The organism is Flavobacterium algoriphilum (assembly GCF_048158655.1).
GTDB lineage: Bacteria > Bacteroidota > Bacteroidia > Flavobacteriales > Flavobacteriaceae > Flavobacterium > Flavobacterium algoriphilum.
Genome location: NZ_JBLNKY010000009.1, coordinates 51,377 through 69,982, shown reverse-complemented (window position 1 = coordinate 69,982; position 18,606 = coordinate 51,377). Strand labels below are relative to the sequence as shown.

The following is an 18,606-nucleotide window of genomic DNA, read 5'->3' as shown; positions in this document are numbered from 1 at the left end:
TGAATTTAGGGCCTTTTACTAATTTATAAAAAATGCAGCTTTAAAAGTGCTGAATGTTTGCTAATTTTACACTTTAATACTTAAATAATGCCAAAAACAATAAAAAAGGTTGGTGTTCTAACCTCAGGTGGAGATTCACCAGGAATGAATGCAGCAATACGATCAGTTGTTCGAACATGTGCTTATCATAATATAGAATGCATAGGGATATACAGAGGATATCAAGGAATGATTGAAGGTGACTTCAAAGAAATGGGACCTCGCAGTGTAAACAACATTGTAAATAAAGGAGGGACGATTTTAAAATCGGCTCGTTCATCAGAATTTAGGACTCCCGAAGGTAGAGAAAAAGCCCATGAACATCTAGTCAAAGCTGGAATTGATGCTTTGGTTGTAATAGGAGGTGATGGAACTTTTACCGGAGGTTTGTTATTTAACAGTGAATTTGACTTTCCAGTTATGGGAATTCCTGGTACTATTGATAATGATATTTTTGGTACAAGTCATACTTTAGGATATGATACCGCATTAAATACTGTAGTAGATGTAATTGATAAAATTAGAGATACTGCAAGTTCTCATAACCGTTTATTCTTTGTAGAGGTAATGGGAAGAGATGCTGGTCATATTGCTCTAAATGCAGGAATTGGAGCTGGAGCAGAAGAAATTCTAATACCGGAAGAAGATTTAGGATTAGAAAGATTATTAGAATCATTACAAAAAAGTAAAGCTTCAGGAAAATCATCCAGTATCGTAGTTATTGCAGAAGGGGATAAAATTGGTAAAAACGTATTCGAATTAAAAGACTATGTCGAAGCTAATTTACCGGAGTATGATGTGAGAGTTTCTGTTCTGGGTCACATGCAGCGTGGTGGTTCACCTTCCTGTTTTGATAGAGTTTTAGCCAGTAGACTAGGAGTAAAAGCTGTAGAATCATTATTAGAAGGAAAATCAAGTTATATGGTTGGTTTACAAAGTGATAAAGTTGTCTTGACGCCTTTAGAACAAGCTATTAAAGGTAAAACAGAAATTGATAGAGAGTTACTAAGAGTTTCTGATATAATGTCAACATAGATTAGTTGATGTTTAGTGTCACGAAATCAGACTTTATATAAATAAAATAAATACAAACAAAAATTAAAATAAAATGTCAAAAGTAAAATTAGGAATAAATGGTTTTGGAAGAATTGGAAGAATTGTATTCAGAGAGTCATTCAACAGAGATAATGTAGAAGTTGTAGCGATCAATGATTTATTAGATGTAGATCATTTAGCATACTTATTAAAATATGATTCAGTTCACGGTCGTTTCAATGGTACTGTTGAAGTGAAAGAAGGAAAACTTTATGTAAACGGAAAAAACATACGTATTACTGCTGAAAGAAATCCTGCAGATTTAAAATGGAATGAAGTTGATGTTGATGTAGTTGCTGAATGTACAGGTTTCTTTACTACTATTGAAACTGCAAATGAGCACATCAAAGGTGGTGCTAAAAAAGTAATTATTTCGGCTCCTTCTGCTGATGCTCCAATGTTTGTAATGGGAGTAAACCATGAGGAAGCTTTAGCAACCGATACTGTTGTTTCTAATGCATCTTGTACTACTAACTGTTTAGCTCCATTAGCTAAAGTTATTAATGATAACTTTGGAATTGTTGAAGCGTTGATGACTACTGTTCACGCAACAACTTCAACTCAAATGACTACTGATGGTCCTTCAAGAAAAGACTGGAGGGGCGGACGTGCTGCTTCATGTAACATCATCCCTTCTTCTACAGGTGCTGCTAAAGCAGTAGGGAAAGTTATTCCTTCATTGAACGGAAAATTAACAGGTATGTCAATGCGTGTTCCTACAACTGATGTTTCTGTAGTTGATTTAACTGTAAAAGTTGAAAAAGAAACTACTTACGAAGAAATTATGGCTGTATTGAAAAATGCTTCTGAAACTACAATGAAAGGTATCTTAGGATATACTGAAGATTTAGTTGTTTCTCAGGATTTCATTTCTGATTCAAGAACATCTATCATTGATGCTAATGCTGGAATTGGATTGAACTCTACTTTCTTCAAAATCATCTCTTGGTATGATAATGAATATGGTTATTCTAGCAAATTAATTGATTTATCTGTACACATTGCAAATTTAAAATAATTCTTTATATTACAAATCCCGTTATATTTAACGGGATTTTATTTTTTGTTCACTTTTTTAAATGCAAATTTTATACTAAATGTATTTTAAGTGAGAAAAACGAAATACAAAAAACCAAAAAGCCAAAAAAAATGAGATTATTAGTTGATAGTGGTTCTACGAAAGCCGATTGGATTGCGATAGACGATGCCGGAAAAGTATTGTTCACAACACAAACATTAGGATTGAATCCAGAAATTTTAGATGGAGATGAAATTATCGAACGGTTAAATGACCGTTTTGATATTTTACAAAATAAAAAAGAAGCCACCCATTTATTTTTCTATGGTGCAGGTTGTGGAACGGAGAAAATGAAAATTTCACTTTCACAAATTTTCCAAAACTATTTCCCGAACGCAATTATTGTAGTTGAAGAGGATACTTATGCAGCTGTATATGCTACAACACCCAAAGGAGAAAAAGCTATTGTTAGTATTTTAGGAACCGGCTCTAACTGTAGCTATTTTGATGGAAAAGAATTGCATCAAAAAGTGCAATCATTGGGTTATATAGTTATGGATGATTGTAGCGGTAATGTTTTTGGAAAAGAATTAATCAGAAAGTATTATTTCAATAAAATGCCCAAAGAATTGGCTGTAGAATTTGAAAAAGAATACGATTTAGATCCAGACTCCGTTAAAAGCAAATTATATAAAGAACCAAATCCAAATGCCTATTTAGCAACATTTGCTAAGTTCTTAATTCAGCATAAAGAGACTGAGTTTTGCAGAAAAATTATCTTCAAGGGAATGAAATCTTTTGTAAAAAATTATATTAAACAATATGATAATTGCAAAGAAGTACCTGTTCATTTCGTAGGTTCAATTGCCTTTTATTTGAAAGATGAACTGCAACAGACTTTTGATAAATATGAATTGAAATTAGGGAACGTACTAAGAAGGCCAATTGATGGACTTATTGCCTATCATATTGCCAATAAATAATGTATGGAAATTGCTATTATTGCACATGATGGTAAAAAAGCTGATTTAGTTCAGTTTTTTAGAAAGGAACAAAGTTGTTTTACAAGAAGAAAAAATAAGGTTAATTGCAACTGGAACTACTGTTGGTAAAGCTGAAAATTCAGGTTTTAAAGTGACAAAATGCTTTCAGGTCCTTTAGGCGATGCTCAAATTGCTGCCAGAGTTGCAGAAGGTAAAACTCAAATGGTTTTCTTTTTTAAGGATCCATTATCAAGCCATCCTCACGAAGCTGATATCAATATGCTAATTCGTGTATGTGATGTACATAATGTGCCATTGGCTACTTAATGAGGCAACGGCACAATTACTGCTAAATGCTATAGCATTGCAATCATAGAAATTTCTACATTTACATTTTTTGGCAAACAAGCCACTTGAACCGTTTCACGAGCTGGAGCGGTTTTTTCGTTAAAATAAGAACCGTAAACTGTATTTATTTTTCCAAAATCATTCATGTCCATTATGAATATTGTAGTTTTTACTACGTTTTCAAATGTCATTCCTGCAGCTTCTAAAACTGCTTTCATGTTTTGCATGACTTGTTCGGTTTCGGCTTCAATAGTAGCGGTAACTAATTCACCTGATGTAGGATTTATTGCAATTTGTCCGGATGTATACAGTGTGTTTTCTTTAAGAACAGCTTGATTGTAGGGACCAATTGGCGCAGGAGCATTATTGGTAAAAATTATCTTTTTCATAAAATGGATATATTAATTTATTGTTTTGAACAGTCTTATAAAATTATTTTAAACTTCTTAAAATAACCTGTTATATAGAATAAAAGTTTTGAATATTTAGTTTATTCAAGAATTATCAAGTAATTATCTGTTTGTATTACTTCGTTTATTCCATTTTATATCACTTAACACACCAGATTTTATACCAATGAAAAAGCCCCAATTGGCATTAGTTCCAAAAGGTGTCCAATTGAAATCCATTCTCCAGCTTAATAAATCTCTTTCAAAACGAAGTTGGGTAAATGTAACTCCATTTTGTACAAAATCATAGCCTGTTGATACGCCTGCTTTCCATTTGGGAGTTATATCTGCATTTGCCGAAATCATTATAGAATTACCAATAATCTTCTTTTCTCTATTGTTATTTCCGTAGGTGAGTGAGTACGCAAAAGTCATATCCCAAGGTAGTTCAGATTTGAAAAATTCAGAGATTTTATCTTCCCCTTCTTCAGCTTCATCAAATTGACTTTTTCGGTTATCGTTTAAATCAGTATTTGTTCCAAATAAATCATCTTCCCGACCACCATTTCTTGCGCTCTGTACGTTTTTATCTTTAGTTTTATCTTTTTCTTTGCTTGAAATAGCATAATTTAAAGTCATATTTGCACTTGTCATTCTAAATAGACTTCCTCCATTATTAATGTTATAAACATTAATTCGGGCACCTGAATTATCAATTGCATAAGGATCTAAAGTAGCTCCAAAATTCATATTCATTTTGTTCGCAAATAGTTGTGTTCCTCCACTTACTCTTACGGGTGACCAAGCAAGGGAAGTTTTACCATCGGCATTAAGATTATAGCTGGTTGAAAGGTTTAAATTGTTTAGTAGCATTATCTTTTTTGGTTCCACCTTAGTACTATCCTTATCAGTAACTTTAGCTTCAAAAGTATTGCTTAAATCAAAACCTAAATTATTTGAATTTGAGATGCCAGGTGCTCCAAAAATTCCAGATTCAAATCGAGAATATTGTTTGATCATGGTACCGGTTGCATCTGAGGCATAAGTATCATAATATTTTTCAAAACTTGGAGTGTAACCATACGAAACAGATGGACGCATTACGTGTCGAATCGATTTTATTTTTTTGTCGTCTCCAAAATTAAATGTACCGTATATGGTAGTCCCTAAACTTGATGACATTGAGTACGTTCTAAAGGCATCAAAACCATTTACGACATTATCAACTACTGCACTTTTATCTTCATCATAAGTTCTTTTAATCGTTTTTGTGTACCAAACTTCTTTATAATTGAAAGAGGAAGAAGCACTAAAATATTTGAATAATTTAAAATTGGTACTCAACGGAATAGTATGTTCAATTCCCATTTTTGCATCTCTGAACATTTGAGGTTTAAAGAATAAAGAGTCATTGGTAACTATGCTGTTTCTACCATTTAAATTATATTGTAGATTTATGTTTTTAAAGAATCCTTTTTTAAGACCGTCTTTTCCAACAAAAGGATATATCCGATCCACACTTAATTGTAGTGTTGGTAAAGTCATATTGATTTCTTCAGTTTGAGTGTTTTGAGAATGTGTTGCAGTCAATGACATTCTAACTTGTGGTACTGAATTGAATGTTTTGCTATAAGAAATCGACGAACTTAATGTATTATTAAGATTAGAACCTACATTGGCCTGATTTATAGATTGCCGAAAATATTTACTGCTTCCAAGATTTACCGAAGCAGAAAAACTTGAGTTTGGGGTTGATTTAGTATCTTTAGAATGAGACCATTGAATATTGTAAATTTTCTGTTTGGAGTAATCAGGATATCCTCTTTCGCTTGAAATTAAATTTTCAAATCTTACATTTATATTCCCACGAAATTTATACCGTTTGGCATAACTGGATTCAAAGCGCAGGCCATAACTACCATTAGTATAATAATCTCCTAAAGCAGTTAAATCATAATTATCACTCAGTGCAAAATAATAACCTCCATTTTGCAAAGAAAAACCTCTTGTATTAGAATCATTGTAACTCGGTAAAATCAATCCCGATATGTTGGTTTCTTTACTCATTGGGAAAAATGCAAAAGGTAAAGCTATTGGTGTTGGAACATTGGCAATAACCATATTGGTTAAACCAGTTACAATTTTTTTGCCGGGAATAAATTTCACTTTGCTGGTTTGGAAATAATATTCCGGATTATCTATATTTGTTGATGTGGTAAATCGAGCACCTTTTAGAAAATAAACCGAATCGTTTTCTTTTTTAGTAATAACAGCTTTTACTTTAAATTCTCCCTGATCCGATCTGGAATTCCAGATTAAAGCTTTCTTTGTTTTGAAATTAAAACGAATCGAGTCCGGTTCTACCACATTTACGCCTTGTTTAAAATTAGGGTATTGAGTATACGCTCCTGTAGAATCTTTTATTCGGCCAGCATAGACTTCGTTTTTTTCATAATCCATGACAATAATGCCTGATGTCAATTCTATATCTTGATAGTAAAGTTCTGCTTTATCGTATAAAGTAATAAGTTTTTTCTTCTGATCTATTTTTACATATTTTTCAGCCTTGTATTTTACTTTTCCGTCAAGAAATGCTTTTTTGGGCTTGATACTGTCTTTTTTTATCGAATCAGTCTCTTTTTTTATAATCCCAATCGATTTTTCAGTTTTGTCAGCAACGGTTTTGGGGTTATCTATTTGTTTTTTAGTAGGTATTGCGGTCGTTTTTTTTGTTATATCTTGAGAATATAATTTACCAGTTCCTATAGTTAGGAAAATTGATAATAAAACGATATTAAATAAGTTTGTATGCAAAGGTTTAAATGCTATTTTTGTAAAATTATGGCCTGTTTTTTGACATGTCAAACTTACATATTATTTTTTTGCAAAAATAATCAAATAAAGAATTTATAGCCGTAGTGTTTTAATTAAAATTAACTTTAAGAGTTATGCATATTTCATATAAAATAAAAACAACATTTACACTTCTTCTGACGATAGTTTCTTTGGCGAGCTACAGCCAATCTAATATATTTAAAGTAACATTAGATGCAGGTCATGGTGCTCATGATTTTGGTGCTGTTTATAATGGCCATGTTGAAAAAAATATAGCTTTGGCAGTGGTATTGAAAGTTGGAAGAATTTTAGAAGCGACTCCTAAAATGGATGTAATTTATACACGGAAAACCGACGTTTTTATCGATTTGGTAGAAAGAGCCAACATTGCAAACCGTGCCGACGCAAATATTTTTGTTTCGATACATTGTAATGCTAATAGAAATACGGAGGGATATGGTACAGAAACATATGTAATGGGTATGACTAAAGTTGCTTCAAACTTAGAAGCTGCCAAAAAAGAGAATTCCGTTATTACATTAGAGAAAGATTACAAACAAAAATATGAAGGTTTTGATCCAAATTCTCCTGAAACGATGATTGGAATGACTTTGATGCAAGAGGAGTATTTAGATAATAGTATTTCACTTGCCAGTAAAGTTGAAGATGCATTTGAGGGTTTGGGAAAAAAAATAAGAGGTGGAGGAGTAAAACAAGCCCCTTATATGGTCCTCCATAAAGCGTATATGCCTAGAATATTAATTGAAATGGGGTTTATTTCTAATTTTACTGAAGGAAACCTTTTAGACTCAGAAGTAGGTCAAAATGATATTGCCAGAGCCATAGCCGATGCAATCTTAAGTTATAGAAGAGATTATTACGGAAATGGAGAAACGGAGATGATTGACGTAAGACCCTCACAAAAAATTATTGAGAAACCAACACGAGATACATCATCCCCATCAAAAACAAAAGTAAATTTCAATTCCAGCGAACTTAAAAAAGCAACAAAAAGTAATGACACTTCTGCTACTTTATATAAAGTACAACTTTCTGCCAGTGTTAGGAAAGTGGAATTAGCACCTAAAAACTTTAAAGGATTAAAAAATATATCTGTAGACTATGATAACAGAGTTTACAAATATATGTATGGAGAAACTGCTGATTATGATGAGGCCAAAAAACAATTGCAAGAAGCAAAAGATAAAGGATACGATTCTGCGTTCATAATAGCATTTAAAAATGGAGAAAAAATTAGTATTCAAGAAGCTTTAAAATAATAACTACAAGTCAAATATTTTATATTAATTTTGCAAAAAAAAAATACATTTTGAAAATAACGAGAGAAATTAAAACTGCTATATTAGTCATTGCATCTATTTTATTATTCATTTGGGGATATAGTTTTTTAAAAGGAAGAGATCTTTTTACAAATTACAAAACATTTTATGTAGAATATAAAAGTGTAGAAGGTTTAGCCACATCAGCACCTGTAACTTTAAATGGTTTAGTAATTGGTAAAGTAAGCAGCATTACAATAAATGAGAATACAGGGGATTTATTAGTTGAATTACAATTAAAAACGGATTTTCCTATTTCAAAATCAAGTACTGCTTCTATTTATGAGCCTGGATTCATTGGAGGAAAACAAATAGCAATTAATCCGAATTTTAATGATAAAACGTTAGCCGTTGATGGACAAAAACTTCTAGGAGATACAAAATTAGGACTTACCGATAAAGTAGGTGATCAGTTAGCTCCACTTCAGGAAAAATTAGAAAAAATAATGGCCAATACAGATAAATTGATATCAGGAATTAATAATGTTTTGGATAACAACGGTCAGGAGAATTTAAAAGTTAGCTTAGCGGAGTTGAGTAAGACTATCGAGCAATTTCATAAAGCTACCGTAAGTGTTAATACTTTGTTAGATGATAATAAAGTTCAAATACAAGGAGTTGTGAAGAATTTTAATAAAATCACGGGTGATTTTTCTAAAATATCGGATTCATTGAATAAAGCAGATTTAGGGAAAACTGTTAAAAATTTAAATAAAACGTTAGCAAGAGTTGATGGTATTATGATCGGGTTAGAATCAGGAAAAGGTTCTGTAGGTAAATTATTACACGATGAGGCTTTCTACGAAAATATTAAAGCAACAACAAAAGAATTAGAATTATTACTGCAAGATATAAGACTATCTCCTACAAGATATGTTAATGTTTCTTTATTTGGAAAGAAAAATAAACCTTATGTTGCTCCAAAAAATGATAGTATAGTAAAAGAAAAAAACTAGCAATATGAGCTATTTAGACAATCTATTATTTGCCATATTATTAGCTATCGGGTTTGGTTATTTTTATATGAATATAAAAAAAATCATTCGAAACATAAATCTTGGGGCAGCAGTAAATCGCAAAGACAACGCAAAACTGCGTTGGGAAAATATGGCTATGATTGCTCTTGGACAATCTAAAATGGTGAAAAGGCCTGTTGCAGGAGTACTTCATATTATTGTATATGTAGGATTTATAATTATCAATATAGAGTTATTGGAAATAATTATTGATGGGCTTCTTGGTACACACAGAGTTTTTGCTTTTTTGGGAACTGCTTATGATGTATTGATTGGTTCATTTGAAATATTGGCTCTTTTAGTTTTAGTTGCTGTTTTTACTTTTTGGATTAGAAGAAATATAATCAAATTGAAACGATTTTCAAGTTCCGATTTAGACGGTTCTCCCAAAAAAGATGCTAATTATATTCTTTATTTTGAAGTTGTTTTGATGACATTATTTTTATTAATGAATGCTTCCGATTTACACTTACAAAACGTACCTGGCGGCTTTTCACATTTTGTTAAAGCAGGCTCATTTCCTGTAAGTCAATTTATAGCACCATTGTTTAATGGAATCTCAAATGAGATAGTAATGATTCTCACAGAAATATTTTGGTGGTTGCATATTACCGGTATTTTGATTTTTATGAACTATCTGTATTTTTCAAAACACTTGCATATATTATTAGCTTTTCCAAATACCTATTTTGCAAATTTAAATCCACAAGGTCAATTTGATAATTTAGAATCAGTTACAAAAGAAGTGAAAATGATTATGGATCCTAACGCTGATCCATTTGCGGCAGCACCAGTTAACGAAAGTGAAGCTGTAGCTAAATTTGGAGCCAGTGATGTTCAGGATTTAAATTGGGTACAATTATTGAACGCTTATACCTGTACTGAATGTGGTCGTTGTACATCATCGTGTCCTGCCAATTTAACAGGAAAAAAATTGTCTCCTCGTAAAATCATGATGGATACGAGAGATAGACTGGAAGAAGTGGGAAGAAATATAGATGCTAATAAAGGTATTTTTGTTCCGGATAATAAAACATTATTAAATGATTATATTACACCTGAAGAACTTTGGGCATGTACCTCATGTAATGCATGTGTAGAGGAATGTCCGGTAAGTATAAGCCCTCTTTCTATTATTATTGATATGAGACGTTACTTAGTGATGGAAAAAAGTGCAGCACCAATGCCAATAAACGCAATGATGACCAATATAGAAAATAATGGAGCGCCTTGGCAATACAATCAGCAAGACCGTTTGAATTGGAAAAATGAATAGTTGTTTAACTGATAAACCGAATTAACAAATTACCGCTTACGCAAATCAACAAATAACCAAATCAACGTTTAAACGAATAACCGAATCAACAAAATATTATGTCAGAAAGTTTGGTAGTGCCGACTATGGCCGAAATGTTAGCTCAAGGAAAACAACCAGAAGTCTTGTTTTGGGTAGGTTGTGCAGGAAGTTTTGATGATAGAGCAAAAAAAATAACTAAGGCATTTGTACGAATTTTAAATCGTGCAAATGTTTCTTTTGCAGTTCTTGGTACAGAAGAGAGTTGTACTGGAGATCCTGCTAAAAGAGCTGGAAATGAGTTTTTGTTCCAAATGCAGGCGATGATGAACATTGAAGTTCTCAATGGTTATCAGGCAAAAAAAATTGTTACAGCTTGCCCACATTGTTTTAATACGCTTAAAAATGAGTATCCTGAATTGGGTGGGAAATATGAAGTGATTCATCATACAGAGTTTTTAAAATCTTTGTTAGACGATGGAAGATTAACTATTGAAGGAGGACAATTCAAAGGAAAACGGATTACTTTTCACGATCCTTGCTATTTAGGTAGAGCCAATAATGTATATGAAGCACCTAGAGATTTGATTCTTAAACTGGATGCCGAATTAGTAGAAATGAAACGTTCAAGAGCCAATGGATTATGCTGCGGTGCTGGTGGTGCGCAAATGTTTAAAGATGCTGAACCTGGAAACAAGGAAATCAACGTTGAGAGAACAGAAGAAGCGTTAGAAACAAAACCAGAAATTATTGCTGCAGGTTGTCCTTTTTGTAATACTATGATGACAGATGGTATTAAAAATAAAGAAAGCGATGTAAAAGTTATGGACATTGCCGAATTAATTGCAAATGCTGATGATTTGTAAGATTAGTTTCTTTTTAACTTTTATCTTTTTTATTATGATGTATAAAAAAAGTATTTTTTTCATAATAATGTTTTCGAGTTTTGTTTCATTGGCCCAGACCATTAAAACATATTCGACAGATAGTTTAAGGATTGAAAATAATAAGCAAATACAGTATAATGCTAAACAATTGATTATTCCAGGGGTTTTAATTGGCTATGGAATAATTGGAATTGGGAGTGACCAATTAGAAGCATTTAATTTTGAAATTAGAGAAGAGGTAAAAGAAAATATAGACAGGAAATTTTCAATTGATGATTTCTCACAATATACTCCTGCCGCAGCTACATATGCTTTGCAAGCTTTTGGGATTAAAGGAAAAAATAATATAAGGGATAAAACAATTATTCTTGCATCATCCTATTTAATCATGGGATTAACTGTTAATAGTTTAAAAAAAATTACCAAAGTGGAGCGACCAGACGGTTCCGGTTTTAATTCTTTTCCTTCGGGTCATACTGCAACGGCCTTTATGGGAGCAGAATTATTATATCAAGAATATAAAGATACTTCCATTTGGTATGGTATTTCAGGATATATTGTCGCCACAGGAACTGGAGCATTTAGAATGTATAATAATCGTCACTGGCTAACGGATGTTGTTGCAGGAGCAGGTATTGGGATATTAAGTACAAAAGCCGCCTATTGGTTATATCCTACAATAAATAAATTATTTGCATCTAAGGAAAACACCAATAAAAAATCTACATTTATTCCCTATTATGATGGGAAACAACTAGGATTTGGTTTTGTTAGTGTATTTTAATCATAATAAAAGAATTAATTATAAAAATAATATCATGTATATTCCATTTGAAAATTTACCCGAAGAATCTAAAATCTGGATTTATCAATCGAACAGAAAGTTTTCGGATGCCGAGTTTTCTGAAATAGAAACTGCCTTGCAATCCTTTCTCGAGGGATGGGCTGCGCATGGTACTAGTTTGGAATCATCATATCAATTAAAATACAACAGATTTATTATCATTGCAGTAAATCAGGATATTCAAGCCGCTACGGGTTGTTCTATAGATTCTTCTGTAGAATTTATCCAAAGCTTAGAGAAAAAATATAATGTCGATTTATTGGATAAGATGAATGTGACTTTTAAATTAGGAGAACATATTGCGCACAAGCCTTTGATTGATTTTAAGAAAATGGTAAAAGATAAAGCCGTTACTGAAAACACAATTGTTTTCAATAATTTGGTTAATAATATAGAAGAATATAATGAATCTTGGGAAGTTCCAGCCATGGATAGCTGGCATAGTCGCTTTTTTTAAAAAATAGTTCAATGAAAAAAATAGGTATAAGAATTGTTTTATTTTATGTCCTATTTCTTTTTGTTGCCGCCAGTTGTGTTGGTACAAAAATGAATAAGCCTAAAGTAATTCTAACCAGTACTCCGTCCGTAACGGAAAATATTGACAGTCAAAGTCCAAGTACTATTCCGACGCTTTTTGAAATATCACCCGAAGGTAATAAATGGGTCGATAGTGTTTACAATGCAATGAATTTAAACGAAAGAATAGGACAATTATTTATGGTTGCTGCTTATTCTAACAAAGATACCGTGCATTTCAACGCTATTGACAAACTGATTAAGGAAAACAAAATTGGAGGATTAATCTTTTTTCAAGGAGGTCCTGTGCGTCAAGCAAATCTTACCAATCGTTTTCAATCTAAGTCTAAAACTCCACTATTTATTGGTAATGATGCGGAATGGGGTTTGAATATGCGATTGGATTCAACGGCTAGATATCCTTGGAATATGACTCTTGGAGCCATTCAGGATATGAAATTGATAGAGAAAGTTGGTATTCAAATGGGACAACAAAGTAAACGATTGGGTTTGCAATTTAACTTTGCACCAGTAATTGATATTAATACCAATCCGAGAAATCCAATTATAGGTTTTCGTTCTTTTGGAGAGGATAAATACAAGGTTACAGAAAGAGCAATTGCATTAATGAAAGGAGTTCAAAGCCAAGAAGTGTTTTCTACAGGAAAGCATTTTCCTGGACATGGCGATACAGAGACGGATTCCCATAAAATATTACCCACAATTAATGCTACTAAACAAAACTTAGAACATGTAGCGTTTTATCCTTACAAAAAAATGTTTCATGAAGGACTTTCTTCAGTTATGGTGGCACATTTAAATGTTCCGAGTTTAGAATCCAGACCGAATTATCCTTCATCGATTTCCTATAATGTGGTGACGAATATTCTTCAAAAACAATTGGGTTTTAAAGGGCTTATTTTTACTGATGCTCTGAATATGAAAGCCGTAAGTAACTCTAATATGCCCAGTGAAATAAATTTTGAAGCTTTTATGGCTGGAAATGATATTTTATTATTTCCTGAAAATGTTCCAATAGCAATTGATAAATTTATAATTGCCTATTCGGCTAATTTAATAAGTGAGGAAAGATTGGCTTTTTCAGTGAAGAAAATACTGAAATTCAAATATAAAGCGGGTTTGAATGCTTACAAACCTATTGAAATGGCTAATTTGGTTAAAGATTTAAATTCGGCTGAAAATGAAGCTTTACAGTATGAGTTGTATGAAAATGCAATTACAGTTTTAAAAAACACAGCTTCTCTTTTGCCTATTAAAAATTTGGACAAGCAAAAAATCGCTTATGTGAAAATAGGAGATGATACTAACACTTCATTTATTTCTACTCTAAAAAAATATGCTGAAGTAACTGTCATTGAAGATGCTAATTTGGATAGTTTACAAGTAAAATTAAAACCATTTACAACTGTAATAATAGGATATCACAAGTCTGATATCGCTTTTAAAAACGGGGATTTAAATTCGGATGAATTGTTTAAAATCAATTCTTTAGCACATAATAATAATGTTATTCTAGATATTTTTGCTAAGCCCTATTCCTTATTACCGATTGTGAATTTTGATGCTATCGAAGGATTGGTTGTTTCTTATCAAAATAGCGATATTGCACAAGTAGTTTCTGCCGAATTAATTTTTGGAGCCATTGAAGCCAAAGGAAAATTACCTGTTTCCATAAATACAAATTTCAAAGTTAATGATGGTTTAGCAACGGAAAAATTAAACCGATTGGGATTTACGACTCCAGAAAATGTGGGAATGAATTCTAACATTTTATCAAAAATTGATTTGATTGCAAAAAAAGCAATTAGCGCTAGAATGACTCCTGGAATTCAAGTTCTTGTGGCTAGAAACGGAAAAGTAATTTATCAAAAATCATTTGGATACCATACCTATGATTCTACTTTAAAAGTTTTGGATTCAGATATGTATGATGTGGCATCATTGACAAAAATTCTGGCTACTTTACCTAATGTCATGTTGCAATATGACCAACAAAAAATTAATATGGAATCCACTTTGGGTTCGATGTCACCAATTTTTAAAAATACTGATAAACAGGATATTCATTTTAAGGAATTATTATCACATTATGCAGGACTTGTAGCCGGGATTCCATTTTATAAAGCGACAATGGATAAGACAAAATTCCCTTCTGAAACCTATTTTAGAAAAATTTCTGAAGAGCAGTTCTCTAAAAAACTGGGAGACAGTCTTTTTATAAGGAATGATTTTCATGACACGATAATGAAAATGATTGTTAAAAGTAAATTATCATTAAAAAAAGAATACAAATACAGTGATCTAACTTTCATGATTCTTAAAGATTATTTAGAAAGTACAACGGGTAAGAAATTAGATGATTTAATTCAAGAGAATTTCTATCAATCGCTCGGGATGAATAATTCGACTTTTAATCCATTGAATAAGTTTGATAAAAACAGAATTCCTCCAACAGAAATGGACACTTATTTTCGCCATCAAATGTTACAGGGTTATGTTAATGATTTATCGGCTGCATTAGAAGGTGGTGTTTCAGGACATGCCGGTGTTTTTTCTAATGCGATGGATGTGGCCAAAATAATGGAACTCTATTTGCAAAAAGGAAATTACGGGAATCACCAGTATTTTTCCGAAAAAACATTCAATGATTTCAATACCTGTTATTTTTGTGCTGCAGGGAATAGGAGAGGCATTGGTTTTGATAAACCTCAATTGGGCGCAGCAGGGCCTACATGCGGTTGTGCTTCCATGACAAGTTTTGGACATACCGGATATACAGGTACTATGGCCTGGGCTGATCCTGAAACACAAATTGTTTATGTGTTTTTGTCCAATAGAACTTTTCCGGTTGCAGCAGAAAATAGATTGTCTAAAGAAAATATTCGGGAAGATATCCAAGAAGTAATTTATGAGTCTGTTTTTAAATAATGATTATAGTTATATTTGCATTTAGATGAGAATAGTCAACTTCATATTATCAATTTACTTTATTATACTTTCTTGTATGCCTTGCGTAGACATAGTGTATAATTACGATTCTAATAGTGGAATAACAATTGTTCAACAAGAACAAAAGCAGGAAAATCATCAAGAAATTTGTTCGCCTTTTTGTATTTGTTCTTGTTGTGGCCAACAAATTGTATTTCAAGCCAGCAATTATTTTGCAATCCCAACACAGCCTGTTTCTTCTGTAGGAAAAGAAACAATTTTATATATTCAAAAGTTTGTTTCTAACTTCAACGGAACGATTTGGCAACCGCCAAAAGTAAGTAATGTAGTATAATTTTTTCTATGAAATCATTCCATTTATGAATTGATTTCATACTCTATTATTTCATTCACTTAATAAAATTACAAATGCAAAAAATAATAATGCTACTGCTGTTAGTAGCTAATTTTGGTGTAATCTATAGCCAAGAAACTCCAAAAGATAGTATAAAACAAAAAGAAGAGGAACTCGATGAAGTACTAATCCAATCGACAAGAACCAGTCGAACCATCGTAAATACGCCCACAAGAATAGAAACAATTGATGCCGAAGAGTTAGACGAAAAAGCCAATATGAGACCAGCCAATGTGAGTATGGTTTTGCATGAAAGTACTGGCTTACAAGTACAGCAAACATCGGCTACAAGCGGTAATGCGAGTATTCGGGTACAAGGTTTAGACGGACGCTATACGCAATTGCTCAAAGACGGGTATCCAAATTTTGGCAATTTTGCCAGTGGATTGAGTATTTTAGAAATTCCACCGTTGGATCTAAAACAAGTAGAAGTCATAAAAGGACCTGCATCAACTCTCTATGGTGGTGGAGCAATTGCCGGTGCCATTAATTTTATTTCAAAAACCCCAAAAGAAAAAGCAGAATATAATTTTATTTTGAACCAATCTAATATTGGCCAAACCAATGTGGGAATCTATGCATCGCAACGAAGAGGAAAGTTTGGTTATGCAATCTTAAGTTTGGTAAATTTTCAAAAGGGCTATGATGTGGATCATGATGATTTTTCGGAAGTTCCGAAATCCAATAATTTCACAATCAATCCTCGCTTTTTTTATTATCCAAACCAAAGCACCAGTTTGATGATTGGCAATAGTTTGACCAAGGGAAACATGAAAGGAGGCGATATACAAGCAATAAATGGTAATCCAGACGCTAGTCATGCCTATTTTGAGCAAAATGAAACGATAAGAAATACGACTACTCTTGAATTTGATAAGAAATTTGAAAATAAAAATAGTTTTAAGTTCAAACAAAGTTTAAGTTTTTTTGACAGAAAAATTAATATTCCCAATTATCAATTTTCAGGTTCTAACACGAATGCATTTTCCGATGCTTCGTATCTTTGGAACAAAGAGAAACATACTGTTATTGGTGGTATGAATTTATTGTACGACAATTTCAAGCAAAAAAACAGTTCAGTTTTAGATGCTAAATCATTTACCACTGGTATTTATCTTCAAGACACTTGGGATTTTAGCGAAAAAATAAAATTAGAAAATGGGTTACGGATTGACAATGTAAATTATTCCAATACAAATTTTTCAAAAAACCAAACGTTTTTTCTGCCGAAAATAGCAGCACTATTCAAAATTGATGCTAAATGGTCTTCTAGAATTGGTGGTGGATTTGGGTATAAAATTCCAACTATTTTTACCGAAAAAACGGAAGAAAACCAATACCAAAATGTTTTAGCTTTGAATAATGTAAAAGCCGAGCGAAGCATAGGGGGAACCGTAGATGTTAATTACAAAAGTTCGATTGCTGAAGATTTGTTATTTAGCATTAACCAAATGTTTTTTGGTACCCAGATTAATAAACCTATGATTTTAGAAAAGGAGGGGGGTAATTTATTTTTTATTAATGCATCTCAGCCTATTGTCAGTAAAGGATTTGAAACTAATGTAAAATTTATTTTTAAAGAAGATTTCAAACTTTTTGTTGGTTATACTTTTACGGATGCTAAAGCAAAATATTTAACTGTAAATCAATTTTTACCTTTGTTACCAAAAAATAAATTGAACCTGGCTTTAATTTATGAGAAGGAAAACAATTTTAAATTTGGGTTAGAAGGCTATTTTACGGATAAACAATTTCTTTCTAATAGCACTCAAACCCCTAGTTTTTGGGAATTTGGTTTTATGGCTGAAAAAACGCTTTGGAAACATTTTTCATTCTTCGTCAATTTTGAAAACTTTACTGATGTGAAACAAAGTAACTATAAAAGAGTAGTAAACGAACCACATAATAATCCTACTTTTGATGAAATCTGGACTCATACAGAAGGATTTGTATTTAATGGCGGAGTGAAAATGAAATTATAAAAAAATAAAAAAAAATCATAAAATGCGAAAAATATACTGCTTGTTATTGTTTTTTTTATGGGTAACTTTTGGGAATGCCCAAAATACAGATATAAATATTCTGCGAGATATTAATGGAAACAGAAATAAGAATTTAGATCCCACTTTTAAGTTAGTTACTAATACTGCCGTTCCGTTTAGTGTTGCAACTCCTATTCTTATGTATTCCATAGGATTGATAAAGAAAGACAGCACAATTAAAAAGCAGGCAATTTTTATTGGGGAAACTTTTTTGGTTTCAGCATTTATTACGACCGCTTTAAAACAAACCGTAAAAAGAGCCAGACCATTTGATACGTATTCAGATATTGAGAAAGAGACTTCTGCGCCAGGGTATTCATTTCCTTCGGGGCATACTTCTTTAGCTTTTGCAACCGCAACGTCATTAAGTATGGCTTATCCTAAATGGTATGTTATTGCACCGTCTTTTCTGTGGGCAGGTGCTGTAGGATATTCTCGAATGCATTTAGGGGTTCATTATCCCAGTGACGTTTTGGCGGGAGCAATTATAGGAAGTGGTTCGGCTTATCTAACGTATAAGGCTAATAAATGGCTTAACAAGAAAAGGTCTAAAAAAGATAGGTAATTGCGATTAGTAATGAAATGATCATTTGAAA

At 32.2% G+C, this 18,606-nt stretch carries 15 protein-coding genes and 1 pseudogene; 14 read left to right on the top strand and 2 right to left on the bottom strand.

Annotated features, from left to right (window positions below; genetic code table 11):
- Positions 1-87: 87 nt before the first annotated feature.
- From pfkA to ACM55G_RS14260, 4 genes and pseudogenes are all read left to right on the top strand, one after another.
- Positions 88-1,074, top strand: a complete 987-nt coding sequence (gene pfkA / locus ACM55G_RS14275) for a 6-phosphofructokinase (RefSeq protein ID WP_416844614.1) — start codon at positions 88-90, stop codon at positions 1,072-1,074.
- Between the two features lie 73 nt (positions 1,075-1,147).
- Complete coding sequence (gene gap, locus ACM55G_RS14270) at positions 1,148-2,152, top strand: type I glyceraldehyde-3-phosphate dehydrogenase (RefSeq protein WP_416844613.1); 1,005 nt, start codon at positions 1,148-1,150, stop codon at positions 2,150-2,152.
- Positions 2,153-2,283: 131 nt separating this feature from the next.
- Positions 2,284-3,135 carry an N-acetylglucosamine kinase gene (locus ACM55G_RS14265; RefSeq protein ID WP_416844612.1) on the top strand — a complete coding sequence of 284 codons (852 nt, stop codon included), beginning with the start codon at positions 2,284-2,286 and terminating at the stop codon, positions 3,133-3,135.
- Between the two features lie 3 nt (positions 3,136-3,138).
- Positions 3,139-3,511 (top strand): annotated as a pseudogene (locus ACM55G_RS14260) (methylglyoxal synthase).
- Here the strand turns inward: ACM55G_RS14260 and ACM55G_RS14255 are convergent.
- Together ACM55G_RS14255 and ACM55G_RS14250 are read right to left on the bottom strand one after the other, a co-directional pair.
- Entirely contained in the window at positions 3,492-3,872 is a 381-nt protein-coding gene (locus ACM55G_RS14255; RefSeq protein ID WP_416844611.1) for a RidA family protein, read from the bottom strand. The pseudogene ACM55G_RS14260 and the gene ACM55G_RS14255 overlap by 20 nt on opposite strands.
- A gap of 123 nt (positions 3,873-3,995) precedes the next feature.
- Positions 3,996-6,737: a putative LPS assembly protein LptD gene (locus tag ACM55G_RS14250; protein ID WP_416844610.1), complete on the bottom strand. Its 2,742-nt coding sequence runs from the start codon at positions 6,735-6,737 to the stop codon at positions 3,996-3,998.
- Positions 6,738-6,820: 83 nt separating this feature from the next.
- Here ACM55G_RS14250 and ACM55G_RS14245 point away from each other — a divergent pair, with 83 nt between their 5' ends.
- From ACM55G_RS14245 to ACM55G_RS14200, 10 genes are all read left to right on the top strand, one after another.
- A complete protein-coding gene (locus ACM55G_RS14245) occupies positions 6,821-7,987 on the top strand; it encodes an N-acetylmuramoyl-L-alanine amidase family protein (protein WP_416844609.1) in 1,167 nt (388 codons plus the stop codon).
- Between the two features lie 50 nt (positions 7,988-8,037).
- Entirely contained in the window at positions 8,038-9,003 is a 966-nt protein-coding gene (locus ACM55G_RS14240; RefSeq protein WP_416844608.1) for an MlaD family protein, read from the top strand.
- Positions 9,004-9,007: 4 nt separating this feature from the next.
- A complete protein-coding gene (locus tag ACM55G_RS14235; protein WP_416844607.1) occupies positions 9,008-10,339 on the top strand; it encodes a 4Fe-4S dicluster domain-containing protein in 1,332 nt (443 codons plus the stop codon).
- Positions 10,340-10,437: 98 nt separating this feature from the next.
- Positions 10,438-11,223, top strand: coding sequence for a (Fe-S)-binding protein (locus ACM55G_RS14230; RefSeq protein ID WP_416844606.1), 786 nt, complete (start codon positions 10,438-10,440; stop codon positions 11,221-11,223).
- 34 nt (positions 11,224-11,257) lie between these two features.
- Positions 11,258-12,028, top strand: coding sequence for a phosphatase PAP2 family protein (locus ACM55G_RS14225; RefSeq protein WP_416844605.1), 771 nt, complete (start codon positions 11,258-11,260; stop codon positions 12,026-12,028).
- A gap of 34 nt (positions 12,029-12,062) precedes the next feature.
- Entirely contained in the window at positions 12,063-12,545 is a 483-nt protein-coding gene (locus tag ACM55G_RS14220; RefSeq protein WP_416844604.1) for an ABC transporter ATPase, read from the top strand.
- 11 nt (positions 12,546-12,556) lie between these two features.
- Entirely contained in the window at positions 12,557-15,553 is a 2,997-nt protein-coding gene (locus ACM55G_RS14215; RefSeq protein WP_416844603.1) for a glycoside hydrolase family 3 N-terminal domain-containing protein, read from the top strand.
- 25 nt (positions 15,554-15,578) lie between these two features.
- A complete protein-coding gene (locus ACM55G_RS14210; RefSeq protein ID WP_416844602.1) occupies positions 15,579-15,908 on the top strand; it encodes a DUF6660 family protein in 330 nt (109 codons plus the stop codon).
- Between the two features lie 74 nt (positions 15,909-15,982).
- Positions 15,983-17,950: a TonB-dependent receptor plug domain-containing protein gene (locus ACM55G_RS14205; RefSeq protein ID WP_416844601.1), complete on the top strand. Its 1,968-nt coding sequence runs from the start codon at positions 15,983-15,985 to the stop codon at positions 17,948-17,950.
- Between the two features lie 22 nt (positions 17,951-17,972).
- Positions 17,973-18,575, top strand: coding sequence for a phosphatase PAP2 family protein (locus ACM55G_RS14200; protein WP_416844600.1), 603 nt, complete (start codon positions 17,973-17,975; stop codon positions 18,573-18,575).
- Positions 18,576-18,606 lie beyond the last annotated feature (31 nt).